At 47.9% G+C, this 15684-nt stretch carries 15 protein-coding genes; 2 read left to right on the top strand and 13 right to left on the bottom strand.

The genetic code is table 11. The annotated features are described in order from the left end of the window. Nucleotides 1-98: 98 nt before the first annotated feature. Nucleotides 99-1775: a dihydroxy-acid dehydratase gene (ilvD, locus tag K3F53_RS04745; protein WP_057899600.1), complete on the top strand. Its 1677-nt coding sequence runs from the start codon at nucleotides 99-101 to the stop codon at nucleotides 1773-1775. A 127-nt stretch (nucleotides 1776-1902) separates the two neighbouring features. After that, entirely contained in the window at nucleotides 1903-3018 is a 1116-nt protein-coding gene (locus K3F53_RS04740; protein WP_082706076.1) for a L,D-transpeptidase, read from the top strand. A 63-nt stretch (nucleotides 3019-3081) separates the two neighbouring features. Here the strand turns inward: K3F53_RS04740 and K3F53_RS04735 are convergent, their stop codons facing one another. From K3F53_RS04735 to queD, 13 genes are all read right to left on the bottom strand, one after another. Continuing rightward, nucleotides 3082-3729 carry a response regulator gene (locus K3F53_RS04735; RefSeq protein WP_057899602.1) on the bottom strand — a complete coding sequence of 216 codons (648 nt, stop codon included), beginning with the start codon at nucleotides 3727-3729 and terminating at the stop codon, nucleotides 3082-3084. Nucleotides 3730-3750: 21 nt separating this feature from the next. Continuing rightward, nucleotides 3751-4845, bottom strand: coding sequence for a sensor histidine kinase (locus K3F53_RS04730; protein WP_408863338.1), 1095 nt, complete (start codon nucleotides 4843-4845; stop codon nucleotides 3751-3753). Nucleotides 4846-4857: 12 nt separating this feature from the next. Further along, nucleotides 4858-5661, bottom strand: coding sequence for a cell wall-active antibiotics response protein LiaF (liaF, locus tag K3F53_RS04725; RefSeq protein ID WP_220559492.1), 804 nt, complete (start codon nucleotides 5659-5661; stop codon nucleotides 4858-4860). A 394-nt stretch (nucleotides 5662-6055) separates the two neighbouring features. Further along, nucleotides 6056-7528: an alkaline phosphatase family protein gene (locus tag K3F53_RS04720; protein WP_057899605.1), complete on the bottom strand. Its 1473-nt coding sequence runs from the start codon at nucleotides 7526-7528 to the stop codon at nucleotides 6056-6058. Between the two features lie 112 nt (nucleotides 7529-7640). Further along, entirely contained in the window at nucleotides 7641-8354 is a 714-nt protein-coding gene (locus tag K3F53_RS04715; protein WP_057900400.1) for a pseudouridine synthase, read from the bottom strand. 60 nt (nucleotides 8355-8414) lie between these two features. Then, nucleotides 8415-9818: an RsmB/NOP family class I SAM-dependent RNA methyltransferase gene (locus tag K3F53_RS04710; protein WP_220559482.1), complete on the bottom strand. Its 1404-nt coding sequence runs from the start codon at nucleotides 9816-9818 to the stop codon at nucleotides 8415-8417. An 86-nt stretch (nucleotides 9819-9904) separates the two neighbouring features. Next, the gene (locus K3F53_RS04705) at nucleotides 9905-10246 is read right to left on the bottom strand and encodes a hypothetical protein (protein WP_057899606.1); all 342 of its coding nucleotides are present in this window, start codon (nucleotides 10244-10246) and stop codon (nucleotides 9905-9907) included. A 74-nt stretch (nucleotides 10247-10320) separates the two neighbouring features. Continuing rightward, the gene (locus K3F53_RS04700) at nucleotides 10321-12870 is read right to left on the bottom strand and encodes a transglycosylase domain-containing protein (RefSeq protein ID WP_057899607.1); all 2550 of its coding nucleotides are present in this window, start codon (nucleotides 12868-12870) and stop codon (nucleotides 10321-10323) included. 158 nt (nucleotides 12871-13028) lie between these two features. Then, nucleotides 13029-13235 carry a YqgQ family protein gene (locus K3F53_RS04695; RefSeq protein WP_322787634.1) on the bottom strand — a complete coding sequence of 69 codons (207 nt, stop codon included), beginning with the start codon at nucleotides 13233-13235 and terminating at the stop codon, nucleotides 13029-13031. A 10-nt stretch (nucleotides 13236-13245) separates the two neighbouring features. Then, entirely contained in the window at nucleotides 13246-13674 is a 429-nt protein-coding gene (gene queF / locus K3F53_RS04690; RefSeq protein ID WP_057899608.1) for a preQ(1) synthase, read from the bottom strand. Between the two features lie 17 nt (nucleotides 13675-13691). After that, the gene (gene queC / locus K3F53_RS04685; RefSeq protein WP_057899609.1) at nucleotides 13692-14378 is read right to left on the bottom strand and encodes a 7-cyano-7-deazaguanine synthase QueC; all 687 of its coding nucleotides are present in this window, start codon (nucleotides 14376-14378) and stop codon (nucleotides 13692-13694) included. 71 nt (nucleotides 14379-14449) lie between these two features. Further along, nucleotides 14450-15178, bottom strand: coding sequence for a 7-carboxy-7-deazaguanine synthase QueE (locus K3F53_RS04680; RefSeq protein ID WP_057899610.1), 729 nt, complete (start codon nucleotides 15176-15178; stop codon nucleotides 14450-14452). Then, nucleotides 15171-15650: a 6-carboxytetrahydropterin synthase QueD gene (gene queD / locus K3F53_RS04675; RefSeq protein WP_057899611.1), complete on the bottom strand. Its 480-nt coding sequence runs from the start codon at nucleotides 15648-15650 to the stop codon at nucleotides 15171-15173. Before queD ends, K3F53_RS04680 begins: the two co-directional genes overlap by 8 nt. Nucleotides 15651-15684 lie beyond the last annotated feature (34 nt).

The following is a 15684-nucleotide window of genomic DNA, read 5'->3' as shown; positions in this document are numbered from 1 at the left end:
AAAATTTTAAGTTAAGAAAAGCAAGGCAAAAGACCGTCTGTTTTTACATGTCTTGTTTTTCTGACATTTTGGTAAAAGAAAAAGTGGAGGGGTTTATCTTGGCAGAGTTACGAAGCAACATGATCAAGAAAGGGTTTGACCGCGCACCGCACCGAAGTCTGCTTCGGGCCGCAGGCGTCAAAGACGAAGACTTCGATAAACCTTTTATCGCGGTAGTAAACTCCTACATCGACATTATTCCGGGCCACGTCCATCTGCAAGAGTTCGGAAAACTTGTAAAAGAAGCAATCCGCGAGGCGGGCGGCGTACCGTTTGAGTTCAATACCATCGGTGTAGATGATGGTATCGCTATGGGGCATATCGGCATGCGCTACTCCCTGCCAAGCCGGGAAATCATCGCCGATTCCGTGGAAACGGTTGTGGCAGCGCACTGGTTCGACGGTATGGTGTGCATTCCAAACTGTGACAAAATTACGCCCGGTATGATGATGGCAGCAATGCGCCTCAACATCCCAACGATCTTCGTAAGCGGAGGACCAATGGCAGCTGGACAGACAAGCGATGGACGCAAAATTTCGCTCTCCTCTGTATTTGAAGGTGTAGGCGCATACCAAGCCGGAAAAATCGACGACAAACAACTGCAAGAGCTTGAGCAGTACGGCTGTCCAACTTGCGGCTCCTGTTCTGGAATGTTTACCGCTAATTCCATGAACTGTCTGGCGGAAGCGCTGGGGCTTGCTCTTCCTGGCAACGGCACCATCCTCGCTACCGCTCCGGAACGAAAAGAGCTAGTAAAACGTGCTGCAAAGCAATTAATGGAACTTATCAAAATGGATTTGAAACCACGTGATATCGTAACAGAAAAAGCGATCGACAACGCATTCGCACTCGATATGGCGCTCGGCGGCTCAACTAACACGGTTCTGCATACGCTCGCGCTAGCAAACGAAGCAGGCGTAAACTATCCGTTGGAACGCATCAACGAGGTAGCGGCACGCGTACCACATCTCGCCAAATTGGCGCCAGCATCCGACTGGCATATTGAAGACTTGCACGCGGCAGGCGGCGTATCCGCAGTACTCAACGAACTGTCTAAAAAAGAAGGAGTGCTGCATCTGGACACAATGACCGTTACTGGCAAAACTCTTGGTGAAAACATCGCTGGCCATGATGTTAAAGACTACAACGTTATTTATCCAATTGATAAACCATATTCGGAAACCGGCGGTCTGGCCGTTCTGTTCGGCAATCTGGCTCCGGATGGTGCGATCATCAAAACGGGCGGTATCCAAGGCGGCATCACGCGCCACGAAGGCCCTGCCATCGTTTTCGATTCACAGGATGAAGCACTGGAAGGAATCGCTGGCGGTAAAGTAAAAGAAGGTCATGTCGTGATCATTCGCTACGAAGGGCCAAAAGGTGGACCAGGCATGCCGGAAATGTTAGCGCCGACTTCACAAATCGTTGGCATGGGCTTAGGGCCAAAAGTAGCGCTCGTAACAGACGGACGCTTCTCTGGAGCTTCCCGTGGTCTTTCCATTGGACATGCTTCCCCGGAAGCCGCTGAGGGTGGACCACTCGCGTTTGTACAAGATGGCGACCATATCGTCATCGACATCGAAGCGCGCCGTATGGACGTACATGTACCCGAAGAAGAATGGGAACGCCGCAAAGCGGAATGGAAAGGTTTCGAACCAAAAGTAAAAACTGGTTATCTGGCCCGTTATTCCAAACTTGTAACATCAGCCAGCACAGGCGGTATTATGAAAGTCTAATTTTTTGCCGATACTTGAGATACATAGCTAGCAATGCTATGTATCTTTTTTTCTATGAAGATATATAGATGATATAGAGATAAGAAACGAAGCCACAAGAGTTTGGGATGAAATCGAGGAGATATTCATGATGGTAAATTTTATTCGAATCATTCTTGTAGTATTGCTATTTTTCTACTTTCAATTCTTCCCTCAATCGCGTCTAGAAGCGCCCGCACGTCCTGCGGCTCCGTTCTACGAAGTTATCGGTGTTCCGACAGGCCAGACACAAGAACAGTTAAAGCAGCAGCTGCACCGCTATATCGAGCGTCGCCATTATCCGCCAGGTAAAGAACCAGTCATTGTAGGTGTGCCGCAAGTGCGGTTTATTCCTGTATATACCCCGCTCCCCTTTTATCAACCGAATACGCTTTCTTATATCGCTTATAACAAGGGAAAAGATATCACATTTTTCAATCCGTTCTGTACCTGCGACGATCAACCTGAAGTTAAACGAATTAAAAAAGCGATCGCTCTGCAGCGCAACAGTCTAGAAAAGCTTCTTGTGATGCGCAGCGCACTATACAACTACTATTTGTATCATGATACATTACCCAAACAGCTGGACGCGCTGACTGCTCCTTTTCCACACAACTATCTATCACAAATTCCATTCGTTCAGCCGATACATGATGGTCGCGCCCCAGCTCTCGAAAATACAGGTATTATCTATCAACCGGAACGGTTCGATCCTCAGCAGGCGTGGCAGACGATTGCAGAAGTGCTCCGCATCGGCGGAATGCCGGAGCCAAGCATTGAACTTCAGCCGCTTGAGATCGTTGTCTATCAGCCATCTTTTCGCATGATCGTATATGCAGGACCCTACACAGTGCGTTCTTACTACATTGGCCTAGGAGCGGCAGATCGTACTCCTGCCGGTGTTTATTTTATTACCAAAAAAGTAAACCAGCCACTCTCACAAAGCAAAGTATACGGCACGCGCGGGCTTGTCTTAAGTGACACCGACTACGCCATACACGGAACGAACGATCCAGCATCAATCGGAAAAGCAGTTTCAAAAGGATGCATCAGGCTGCATAACTTTCAAGTTGAAGAGATATTCAGCATGATTTCTATCGGCACAAAAGTCACCATCACTGAAAAAGCTGCGCCCGGTTTTCACCAGCCCAACGCCCCGGGCTTCTATCTAAAAGCGCGCAAAGATGAAGAAAATCCGGGCAACGTCTACCACTGGAAACATTAATTTTATAAGCAAAAAACCAACCCAAGCGCAAAATAGGAGTGCGTACTTCTCTTATTATCGCTATTATTTACAAATTCTATGGCGATGAGCGTAAATGGCAGCCTGTGTCCGGTCTTCTACCCCCAACTTGCTTAAAATATTGCTAACGTGTGTTTTTACCGTCTTAATGCCTATATATAATTCTTCCGCAATCTCCTGATTGGATTTGCCTTCCCCGATCAGGCGAAGTACTTCCAGTTCCCTATTCGTACACTGCTCATGCGGCAGCGCTTTCTCCACTGTCCGCTGGCGAAAGCGCGACATAATCTTTCCCGCCACCTGTGCTTCCAAAACTGGCTGCCCGCGGTAAGCCTGACGAATCGCCTCGGCAATCTCCGAAGCACGCGCCGTCTTTAGCAAGTAACTGAAAGCCCCGGCTTCGATTACCGGATATACTTTCTCGTCATCGATAAAGCTCGTCAGAACTATAACTTTGCCTTCCGGATGGACACATCTCATCCGCCGCGTTGTTTCAATGCCGTCCATTCCTTCCATCACCAAATCCATCAGAATAACGTCCGGCTTTGTTTGCTCGGCAATTCTAAGCCCTTCCGCCCCGCTACTAGCTTCTCCAACAATTTCAATTCCTTCTTCTGTTGACAGAAAAGCAACCAAGCCCATCCGTACCATCTCATGGTCGTCTATCAACAGTACTTTTATCGACTCACTCATATTGTCTCCTCCGCTTCTTCTCTATCCGACAAATGGAATGGTTACTTCAATCATCGTTCCATGGCCTGGCGCCGATGAAATGACCAGTACGCCACCGATTTCGGCGACCCGCTCCTCCATTAACTTCATTCCATACGAAGATGATTTCTTCTCTTCCCCTTGAGAAAATCCAATTCCATCATCCGTTACTCTCAATCTTAAACGATTCTGTATCCTCGTTAGCTTCACTTCAACCTTTTTAGCCTTGGCATGGCGCAACGTGTTCGACAATGCTTCTTGCAAAATGCGAAACAGATGATCTTCCATCCCCTTGGGAAGTGATGGAAGATCTTCAATCTGCCAAGAAAAGGAAAGGGCGTGCTTTGCCTGCAATTCGATAAGCAATCCCTCAATTCCTTCTTTAAGTGATTTGCCTTCCAATTGGGTGGGACGCAAATGTAAAAGCAATGCGCGCATCTCGGCTTGGGCAGCTGCCGCCATTTCCTCCACTAATTCTACCTGCTGGACAGCTCTTTTCGGGTTTTGAGCCAGTGTACGCTTCACCGCTGCCATCGTCATGGAAATGGCAAACAGTTGCTGACTCACCGCATCATGCAATTCGCGGGCCAGCCGCTGCCTTTCTTCCGTCACCGCCGCCTGCTTCACCTGCTCCGTCAACTCCGCATTATGGGCAGACAAGCGCTGCAACGAAATCACTTGCTGCTGAAAGCGGATCGTCATCTCATTGAGCCGTTCTCCCAGCCTTCCAATTTCATCGTCCCCTAGATAAGGCACCCTTGTTGACAAATGTCCACGTTCAATCATCATCGCCGATTGCAGCAAAATTTCAATCCGCTTTTTCATTAAATTTCCATATATATATCCGATACTCGCACCAACAAGCGCAGCGATCATGCAAAGAAAAAGCAGCAGCACAAGCACGAACGAAAGATCGGGAAAAACCGGAAGCCGAAATCCCAGCTTGTCAAACAACCAATTCCTCAGTATCGGCACACTGGCCACCCCATGCCAGATAAAGAAAAACACGACACTTCCCACCGAAGCCGCGCCGACGCTTCCCCAGAGGAACCGCCTCATTAATTGCCACTGAATGTTGGCAAGCCTACGCTCTGACACCATACTCCTCCCCTATAGCTGAATAACGTCAATGTCGCCGATTAATAAACTCACAACAAGGCGTACGCGCTTATCCGAGTTCAGGTAACCGGAAGTTGAAAGTGTCATGCTGCGGTTAATGCCTCCCTGCTTGTTCCCGAACACATCAATATCGCCGAAATTCACGCTCGCCGTCAAAGATACTGCAAGGTCGTAAGGTACATAAATGTCAATATCTCCAATCCACCCATTTATAATAATGACGGTTTCACCGTCCGGAATGTAAGCACGGGATAGATCAATTTTTACGTCTCCAATTCCGTGCCAGATATTCATATCCTGTAATTGCCAACGACTTCCTGTAAGAAATAGATTGCCGATAAGCGAATGTTTATGCTCCGGAGAATGAAACGAATAAGTAAATCCGAACTCATCTCCACACACCGTCGCTTGTTCCGGGGGCTCATGCGAAATCGGACGAGCCAATCCGTCCCCCGGCCTGGAGGATTGTGGAATCTCGATTTTCTTGCTTTTCCCGCGAATCATGCGATAGCCAAAATAAATAAACAAAATGGATAGCATAAGTCCCATAATCCGGCCCGGATCAATATTTAACCAATAAGCAAAAAAACTCGTAATTCCGATAAACAAAAGTACGCTGCCGCGGATTTTCTTCCCGCGGCTCCACCACTTCAAACCAAAATATAAAAAAAGAAACGGAAAGAGGCCTACCAAGTTAAAATCTTTCAGGCCTAACATATCAAACAAAATACCCAGCCCGGTAAAAATAATAGCAGCTCCCAGCAAATATGAAAACAAAAGCGATTCTCTCGTCACTTCTCCACCTCCCATGTTGCAACAAACTCACATGCTTATGCCTGCTGCGCTTTTTCCAGAGCACCCTTATACGATCATGAAAAAGCAAAGGCGGGTATACATCCCGGAAGCTTCTCCCGTACGCACTCAGGATAGAAAGCGTAAGTATTTTATCCCTTTATATTATCTTAGCCGGCTGCACCCCGTACGTAAAACTGACTGCGGATTGGTTTTTTCTCCGTCTCAGGACGGAGCCGAAGAGCGGTATGTCAATCAGTGTGATTCCTGTCCCTCATGCGTTTTTGCTATGGCTTTTCTTAATTATAACGCAAACGAAGAATATACGGGATAACGATGAAAAAACGGTCTGATGTTATCCCCTCATTCGAGCGAACCAGACCGCTTGTGCTGAAACTTATGTTAATTGCTGTAAAATATACGACTTCAAGTCTACAATGCGCGGACGAGCAAACCGCTCCTTGGTTTCCCCGGTAATAATAAGCCCAACGAAGGAATCGAGCGCATGCAGTGAACCGTGGCTTGCGCCGCCGCGATGTACAGGATCATCGGGGGTAAAAAATTCGCATCCGTGAGCCGCTGTGGCTACAATTACATCGCCTTCCCGGGCATACAATGCACCGTACAACCGTGAAAAAAGATCGGGATAATCTCCGAACGCAATAAAAACGGAGCCGCCCTCTTCCTTTTGCCGCGCATCAATAAGGGAAAGATCGCCTTCCGTATTCCACATCCGTCCGTATTCATCGGCGATCTTATTTCCCGGAGCAAAAAACAGCTCCTGTTCCCCCCGCCGGACACGCACGCCTCCTCTTTCTTTCCACGCAAGCACATCAATACGGGAATCTCGCAAAAGACGTTTTATCGTTTCCTCCTGCACACCTTCTTTCAGCGGATAAAAGTAACACATTCTTTCATTATTGCAAATAACGACATCGTCGCTATCCGGCTTAATTTCCTTCATCTCGGCCATTTTCATGCCGACAAAATGCTGCGGTATGTCGATGTTTGCTTCCACCTCAGCTCCGATTTTCGTCTGGCCATGATCGCCCACGACAATAAACCTGCATTGCCGAATTGCTTCTTCTCCGCCGCCAAAACTATCAAGCAACCGTTGAATTCCCCTGTCCACTTTCGCCAAAATTTGCGGCCCTTGATCCGGCTTACGATGATAGGCATAATCCATGTTTGGCAAATACACAACCGTTAGATCTGGCAGTTTATTTTCTTTTACGAGACGACAGGTAGCATCAATGGCAAACCAATCATTTAAGCCATATTTCTGAAATATACTATGGCTCCATTTCCATGGAAACGAGCGCAAAAATTCCGAATCAATAAACCGGCCGATTGTACATATTTCCGGACCGCTTACCATGCGCTCAAAAGATAAGCCGGCTAGTATTAGTTTAAGAATTCCAGGCTTGCGAAGTCGGTAACGACAAGGACCGCGATGCACGGAAAAATTGAACGAAGCACTCGTTTTTCCCCGCCTTGTCAATTCCTCGAATACTGTAGTCACATCCTGGCTAAGGTGTGTTTCATTTACCTCAATCAGTGCATCTTTCGTACATTTGCTTACCCCGATGCGCCAGACTGACTTACTGCCATTAATATAATTAACGACTCTTTCTTCCGGTCGGTGGTACCAGATTAATCCCTGCACACCGTGTTTTTCCGGGTATTCACCGGTGACGAGTGATGCATCCACTGTAGCAGACATTGTAGGAAATACCGTCACACAATTATCCCAGTAAGCCCCTTTTTCCATCAAAAAAGAAAGAGCCGGAACAAGCCCCTTTTCCCGTGCTTCCTGCAGAACATGGGGCATAAACGAGTCAATGAGAAGTAGAATTATTTTTTTGCTCATATACGTTCACCGCCTCGTTTTCATTATGTTCAATTCCTGACATTTCTATTTATACAAATAAGCGCCCGGACGGCTGCTAAGCCTCTCGAGCGCTCTTTGATCCTTGATACTGTTAAACTTTTTCCCGCAAAAGCTCCACCTCTGCTTCTGTTAGCTCACGATACTCACCAGGCTCAAGCGCTTCGTCCAGCTGAAGCGCGCCCATCGCAATTCGCTTCAAATACACCACTTTCTTTCCTACTGCTTCAAACATACGCTTAACCTGATGATACTTGCCTTCATAGATAACTAGCTCTATTTCGGAAACGCTTCCTTGTGACAGAATCGTAAGTTCGGCTGGTAGCGTCTTATATCCATCATCAAGCGTCACACCCGCGCGGAACGCCGCGCCATCCGCTTCTGTTACCCGTCCTTCTATTCGGGCGAAATACCGCTTAGGTACGTGCTTTTTCGGCGAAAGTAGCTCATGAGCCAGTTTTCCATCGTTTGTAAGCAACAATAACCCTTCCGTATCTTTATCAAGCCGCCCAACCGGAAAAACGTCAAATGTGTAAAATTCCGGGTCCAGCAAATCTACCACCGTCTCTTCTACAAGATCTTCCGTGGCCGAAATCACGCCCTGCGGCTTATTCATCATTAAATAAACAAACTCGCGGTACTGTATAATTTCTCCGTAAATCTCTACTTCCTGCGTATCGGGGTTCACGTGTATGCTGCTATCTTTTACCGGCTCACCGTCCACTTTAACTGCGCCGCTTTTGCATAGCTTTTTAACTTCTTTGCGTGTCCCATATCCCATATTGGCCAACAGTTTATCCAACCTCACCGTTTCCACATCCTTTTTCCAATTCTTTTTCAAAAGAGCACCCATCTGTTAGCGGCGCGACTATGCGCCGTCCTGCCACCGCCAGCCGGCTGAGTACATGTTCTTCAGCATATTGCCCGCTCCTTTCGCCCAGCCAAGCGGAAATCCATCCACGCAGACGAGAACCCAGCCTTTTCCGACTTGGCGCATCACCGTCTCGCCTTTTACATACCGGATGACATCTGGATCATCTGCCGCAAAATCAATGACACGAGCCGCATCTTCTTTTACAAGCCCCATCGCGAACGCCTGGGAAGGCTCAAAACGATTCTTTTTCACCGTTCCGAGCAGCCATCCTTGTCTTGCCAAGCGAAGCGGCTTAAGCGACGGAAGCCCAACCGGTGACAAAAACACGCGATCTTCGTGCATCGTCACAGCAAATTCCCCACTTACAAGCCCTTTCCATTGTGGTAACGTCTCTTTTACAAACACGTAAAAGCTCTCAAGCTCTTTTCTTTTCCATTTTTTCTCAGGTGTATATTCGGAAAAAGACGTAGCCACCGCATCTTTCCGCTTTTGCAATAGCGCAAGATAATGGCCTTCCCCCCGCACCCGGTGCGGCCAGAGACGGGCAGTTCCGCTTATCCGACTGTCCGCACCAGCATTCAGCGTCCATTCAGGCCTCCCGTGTTCCCATCCTTCATAAAGAGGGATCGGCACAACCAAAAAATCGGGATGCTCATCTAAAAATTTGGCAATCATCTGTTCATTTTCTTCCGGTGCAAACGTACAGGTTGAATACAGCAACCAGCCGCCCGGACGCAGCATACGAGCTGCGCCTTTCAGGATGTCGTGCTGCATCCCACAGCACATCTCAATCGCCTGCTCACTCCAGCTTTTCACCATATCCGGCTCTTTGCGAAACATTCCCTCCCCTGAACATGGCGCATCTACGAGAATCCTGTCGAAATACCCAGGAAATACTTCGGCTAGCCTGTCCGGGATTTCATTGGTCACAATCGCATTGGTGACACCATACAATTCCACATTTTTTACGAGCGCTTTGACACGGTTTGGATTATTATCATTGACGACAAGAATTCCTTTTCCTTTCATGGCGGCTGCTAACTGCGTTGTTTTTCCACCGGGAGCGGCGCATAAGTCCAGTACCTTCTCTCCCGGCTGTGGATTTAATATGGCGGCTGGCGCCATCGCACTCGGCTCCTGTATATAATACAAACCTGCGTGATAATACGGATGCTTAGCCGGGCGGAACGTATCCGGATAATAAAATCCGTCTTCCGTCCATGGCACAGGGTCAAGCTGCCAGTCTACCCGCTGAACAAAAGAGTCAGGGCAGATCTTGAGTCGATTTACTCTCAGTCCCTGCGCGCGCATGTTATCATATGATGCAATGAACGCTTGATATTCGTCCGGCTCTAGCCATTTTTTCATTCTATTACTAAAAGCCTCAGGAATTTTCATATCCACTCTGCCTTTCTTATATTGCAAAAAAGAAGGGAGCTGCGCTCCCTCCCTATGTTTAGCATTGCTATTTATCTTTATTGCATTTAATCGTCAGCGCCTACTTCTTCTTTAAGCTCCTGCTGGTCGTTTTCATACCAGTAATCCAAAACGCGGGCTTCCAATACTTTACATTCAATGTACTGCACCTGCTTGTCGGTAAACAGATGCTTCCATTCAATTTCCAGCTCTTTCGCCAGACGGACAACGGTGAGGAGTTCCTGCCACGCCACATAACGTTTATACCAGAAGAACTGCGGATGTTCATTCATATACGGATACAAATCGTCAAACTCTGTATGTTTACAATCCAGTGCACGTTCAAAATGCGTCTTAGCATTGGATAGCTGTTCTTCAAAAAAACGGGCTATATTTCGGCTTGTGGTCATAACCACACCTCCTTATCTTCTCCTTGCTCTTCATTATATCAAATCCCGCTCTGTTTGCGGACTTTTCTTGACAGTTACTGAATGTATTCCGGAGAAGTTTCACCGCTGTGCTTGCGTCCGTGACTCTTGCCCGACCTTTCATTCGACCACTCTTTCATCGGCGCTTCCGTGTTCTTGTTCTGTTCGCCCGGATTCGCCGGATTTACGCTGCCCGGATCCTGCGGCTGATTCGGATTGGCCGGGTTCGAGCTGTTCGGATCCTGCGGCTGGTTCGGATCAGCCGGGTTCGAGCTGTTCGGATCCTGCGGTTGGTTTGGATCAGCCGGGTTCGGATTGTTCGGATCCTGTGATTGGTTCGGGTTATTCGGGTCCTGAGACTTGTTCGGCTCCTCCGTACCCGGAAGCACATCCGGAACCGTTACCGTCGCCATATTGGACATCGTTCCTTCCTCTCCAGTTTCCGCGTTATACGGAACAACTACATACGTATATAACTGATTCGGGTCAAACGCATCCATATAGCTAGAAGACCCGGTATCAGCAATCAATTGCTTGTCGGCCGGTGAGCCAAGGAAACGATACAGACGATATTTAATCCGATCATCATTGCTGCCGCTCCAATTCACTTTGACTTTTAGTCCGCCTTCATCCACGACAGTCGCGGACAAATCACTGATCGATGGAAGCGATACAGGCGGTTTCACCGGCTCCACGCCTTCTGGGCGCTTAAAGTCTTTGCGCTCCTTACCTTCCATTGCTTTCCGCATCACGCGGCTGAACAACTGAGCAGGCGCGCCGCCTCCTGACGTGCGTAAATAATGTTCGTCGTCCGTCTTATCATACCCCATATAAACGGCGCCAACGTAATCTGGAGTATATCCCACAAACCAAGCGTAGCGCGTACCGCCCGAGACTCTCTTGCTGTCATACTGCTGCGTTCCAGTTTTCCCGGCCAGCGGATGGCCGAATTGCGCTTTTCTGCCCGTTCCTTCTCGAACGGCATTCTGAAGCATTTCCGTCATGTAATACGCGGTCTGTGGACTAACGACCTGCATTTCATCGTTCTTTTCTTCGGCAACGACTGTACCGTCCTTCGTTGTAATCTTCTTAATGACATGCGCTTTGTGCATCTTTCCTTCATTGGCAAAGGTGGAATACGCCTGCGCCATTTGAATTGGAGATGCCCCGTGTTTCATGCCCCCCAAAGCTAAGGCTAAATTATTTTCTTCATCAGGTTCCACGGTAAGGCCAAACTTTTTCAAGTAGCTGACGCCTGTTGAAAGACCTATCTTATCAAGCGTCCAAACGGTTGCGGCGTTGCGGGATTCAACGAGCGCCTTGTTCATCGTAATGCTTCCCGCGTATCCTTCACCGCGATAGTTCCTTGGTGTCCAGTTATTATATTTACGGTACGTCTTCTTTTCATCTTTAACGATCGTATACGGTGTCCATCCCTTTTCAAGCGCTGGTGCGTAAGCAATCAACGGTTTAATGGTAGAACCTGGCTGCAGTCTCACTGTAGCACGGTTCAATCCTTTCCGCTCATAATCGCGCCCCCCCACCATGGCGGTGATGCCGCCGGTTTTCGTCTCCATGATGACCATGGCGGATTGCACCTTCTGATCTGATTTTCCTTGTGGGAAGTTGCTCTCTCGCTCATATTCTTCAAACATTGCCTTTTGCGCATCGCGATCCAGATACGTATAAATCTGATAGCCACCTTGGTATAACTGATCGCCAGTAATTCCAAGCAAATCCTCGGCTTCTTTCTCAAGGTAATCAATGTATGCCTGATACGCTTCATTTGCTTTTTTCGTCGGTTTAGGCACCGTCTTCAGCTCTTCTTTCTGTGCCTGTTCCATCTGCTCTTTCGTAATATAGCCATTCTCTTGCATCAATTTCAGCACAAGATTGCGTCGCTGGAGCGCTTTATCCGGATGATCGCGCGGATCATACGTGTTGGGCGCTTTCGGTAAGGCAGCAAGCATCGCACCTTCAGCCAGCGATAATTGCTCTACTGGTTTACCGAAAAAATATTTAGCAGCCGTCTGCACGCCAAAAATACCGTCGCCCGCATAGAAGCGGTTTAAATACATTTCTAAAATTTGTTGTTTTGAAAGTTGGCGTTCTAGATTCAGCGCGATCATCATTTCTTTCGTTTTTCGCATAAACGTTTTATCATTCGTCAAAAACACATTGCGCGCTAACTGTTGAGTAATTGTACTTGCGCCTTCCGCTTTGCTTCGTGTAATAATGTCCTTGACAATAGCGCGCCCGATCCCGATTGGATCAATCCCGTTATGCTCGTAAAAACGGCTGTCCTCCGTCGCAACGAAGGCGTCAACAACGTGCTTCGGTATTCGAGAAAATGGCACTTTTTCCCGATTTTCAACCCAAAGCTTTGTAATTTCATTGCCTGTAGCATCATATACCGTCGATGTCTCCATCAAATCTAGCTTTTTCATGTCAATCATCTGGTTGCCGGCGATGTACAGCGCCGAACAGCCTCCAACGCTTAACAGGACGAATAGCGCGGTCATCAGAAGCACGATGCCCCAAGGCCCTCGTCTCCAAAATGGTTTGCGCTTTTTCCGGCCCTGTTTTGTTGTTCGTCTTGTCCTCATGTTTCGTTTAACCCCCTAAAATATGCGGAAGGATAACAATACTACATAATAATACACATAATAACACAGCATAAAACCGACAAAAGTTGCAAAATATTGCAAAATTCTCCCGCGCAATCCGCAAAAAGAAAAAGAGCCGTAGCGCAGGCTCTTTTTCTCTATATTTCTTCATTATCCCGTTTCGCCCGTTGCAGAACGGTCATCGCTGCGCGAAATTCCGTAATATTGATAAGCTTCTCCTGATAAAGTTCGCGCACTTCTTCTTCCAACAATTCATAGTCAGTCAACCTGTCGCCCGTGTAAATAACGATGCCAAACCGGCGAAGCAAAGCTTTTACATCAAGGATGGTTTTGATTTCATCCATTTACTGCACGCTACCCTTCATATCCTTCCTTACGGTATTCTACAATAACTTCCGTTCCAAGTCCACCGCGGGCGTTCCAGATCGCTTCCACGCGCATATACAGCGGATCTGCCAATTTGACGAGGTCTTCCAAAATTTTATTCGTAGCGTGCTCCTGATAAATGCCCACATTCCGGTAAGAAGTCAAATAGTATTTCAACGATTTCATCTCGATTAATTTTTCGTTAGGAATAAATGTAATCTTAATATCCGCGAAATCCGGCAAACCGGACCATGGACATACGGATGTAAACTCACTTGTCGGAATGGTGACTTCCGTTTTTTTTCCGACGTATTCGTAAGGAATGGTTTCAAGAATATCGACCATGATCGCCGACTCGTCCTGAATGTCAAATCGAATGTTGTTATATTTCGCGTGATTGTGCTCTACTTGTGCCATTGTTGACTCATCCTTTCTTATCGTTTCTTATACGGAATCGGATCTTTAGCTCCGGCATCAGCGAATCCTTTAAGGCGCAGACGGCAGCTATCGCATTCGCCGCATGCTTCCTCGCCTCCCTGATAGCACGAGGTGCTCAATTCGTATGGAACGCCAAGACGCAGCCCCCATTCAATCGTTTCTTTCTTGGATAAATGCACAAGCGGTGCTTCAATCCGGATGCCTGCACCGGCTATGCCCGCTTTAGTCGCTAGACCGATCGTCTCATTCATCGCGCGAATAAATTCCGGCCGGCAGTCGGGATAGCCGCTATAATCAACAGCGCTAACGCCGATATAAACGACTTCCGCTCCGACCACTTCCGCATACGCGGTAGCCAATGAGAGAAAAATCAGATTGCGCGCCGGCACATACGTAGACGGAATATCATTCTCCCCGGCTTCGTTCACACCTCCTACCGGCACAGCGATCGTTTCATCCGTCAACGCGCTGCCACCGATCTGCTTCAAAAAATCAAGCGTAACAATTCGGTGATGCGGTACACGATAGAAGGCAGCAATTTTCTTCGCTTGCTCTACTTCCCGATCGTGGCGCTGGCCATAGTGAAACGTCAACGGATATAATTCATATCCCGCATCGCGGGCAATTCCCATGCAAGTCGTACTGTCCAGACCACCGCTCAGCACAACTACTGCTTTCTTCACCGTCTTTTTCCCCCTTTATCTCATGAAGTGATCAAAAAATAAGCTAGGCGAAAATACGCACAGAACGATCCTCATACTCCGCGCGCCTCCGGATCCCAGATCACTTTATGAATCTGCATATTCAAGCGCGCCCGCCCTTCCTGCGGCCTATATTTAAGCAAGAATGAAACCAAATCCGCGGGCGGCATCGTTTCCCATACGGGACTGAAAAGCGCGGTAGCGCGCGTCGGATGTCGTTTTAGCACATCCAAAGCGTACATAAAATCTGCTTCATTCCCTACAACAAACTTCACTTCATCACGTTCTTCCAGAAGCGCGAGATTGGGCACATGCATGCGCTCCGTCTCTCCGCTCGCTGGAAGTTTGTAGTCCATGACAAAACGTACTTTCTCCCGCACTTCTTTCTCGCGCTCGCGCAGCGCTTGAAACGGCTGCAAATCAATCGCCCCATTCGTCTCAATATGGATATCCCAAACGTGTGGAATCCGTGCTAAATGATAGACAAGCGCAAGCGATTTTACACCGTGCATCAACGGTTCGCCACCAGTCAGACAAACTACGCCATGTCCATAGGCGGAGACCCGGTCAACAATCTCACAAATGCTAGCGGTAAAAGCCGGTTTCTCCGGCGCGTAGCTATACGTAGTATCACACCATGTACAGCGTAGATTACAGTGAAAAATTCTGATGAAAACGGTCGGATAACCGGCCATCCTGCCTTCTCCTTCCACCGTTTCAAACAGCTCAACCATCGGCACTTTCAGGTCAGTGTGCAGCTCTTCCCAAGCCAAATTATGCATTGCTTTCCATCCATTCCCGCTTAAGCGTCGCGTAGCTTGTCGGTGTCTCATACAGCACAAGCTCTTCTAGGCGCGTTCCGCGCTGTTTCCAGCCGCGCTGTTCAATAGCGCAATCCAGTTCTTCCCATATCCAGACAACCATGTTCTCTGCCGTTGTATTCATTGGCGGCAGCACCTCATTTAAATATTTATGGTCAAGCTGCGATTTAATTATTTCTTCATACACTTCCTTGATATCTCCGAAATCGACACAAATCCCTATTTCGTTGACAAAACCGCTCATGGTAATTACCAGTTTGTACGTATGCCCATGTAAGCTTTTGCATTTTCCTTCATATAAGTGAAGATGGTGCGCGGAATCAAACGTAAACTCTTTCGTTACGGCAACCCTCCGACTGTGGTAGCGCAGCTGTTCCGGCCGAATGTCTTCATGCAATCGCTGCACCTTGCGTGGAATCTGGAATTCGGACATGTTTTCCCCTCCCATCTAACATTCAAAGCTCACC

It is taken from the genome of Aneurinibacillus thermoaerophilus, assembly GCF_019603355.1.
GTDB lineage: Bacteria > Bacillota > Bacilli > Aneurinibacillales > Aneurinibacillaceae > Aneurinibacillus > Aneurinibacillus thermoaerophilus.
The sequence above is the reverse complement of the archived record's forward strand: the minus strand, read 5'-3'. Positions and strand labels throughout refer to the sequence as shown.

Excerpts from the sequence above, each read along its gene's own strand:
- K3F53_RS04705 (WP_057899606.1), bottom strand. The coding sequence starts at position 10,246 with ATGACCACAAGCCGAAATATAGCCCGTTTTTTTGAAGAACAGCTATCC.
- K3F53_RS04695 (WP_322787634.1), bottom strand. The coding sequence starts at position 13,235 with ATGGATGAAATCAAAACCATCCTTGATGTAAAAGCTTTGCTTCGCCGG.
- K3F53_RS04680 (WP_057899610.1), bottom strand. The coding sequence starts at position 15,178 with ATGCATAATTTGGCTTGGGAAGAGCTGCACACTGACCTGAAAGTGCCG.
- K3F53_RS04710 (WP_220559482.1), bottom strand. The coding sequence starts at position 9,818 with ATGAAAATTCCTGAGGCTTTTAGTAATAGAATGAAAAAATGGCTAGAG.
- queD (WP_057899611.1), bottom strand. The coding sequence starts at position 15,650 with ATGTCCGAATTCCAGATTCCACGCAAGGTGCAGCGATTGCATGAAGAC.
- K3F53_RS04700 (WP_057899607.1), bottom strand. The coding sequence starts at position 12,870 with ATGAGGACAAGACGAACAACAAAACAGGGCCGGAAAAAGCGCAAACCA.
- K3F53_RS04740 (WP_082706076.1), top strand. The coding sequence starts at position 1,903 with ATGATGGTAAATTTTATTCGAATCATTCTTGTAGTATTGCTATTTTTC.
- queF (WP_057899608.1), bottom strand. The coding sequence starts at position 13,674 with ATGGCACAAGTAGAGCACAATCACGCGAAATATAACAACATTCGATTT.
- K3F53_RS04720 (WP_057899605.1), bottom strand. The coding sequence starts at position 7,528 with ATGAGCAAAAAAATAATTCTACTTCTCATTGACTCGTTTATGCCCCAT.
- K3F53_RS04735 (WP_057899602.1), bottom strand. The coding sequence starts at position 3,729 with ATGAGTGAGTCGATAAAAGTACTGTTGATAGACGACCATGAGATGGTA.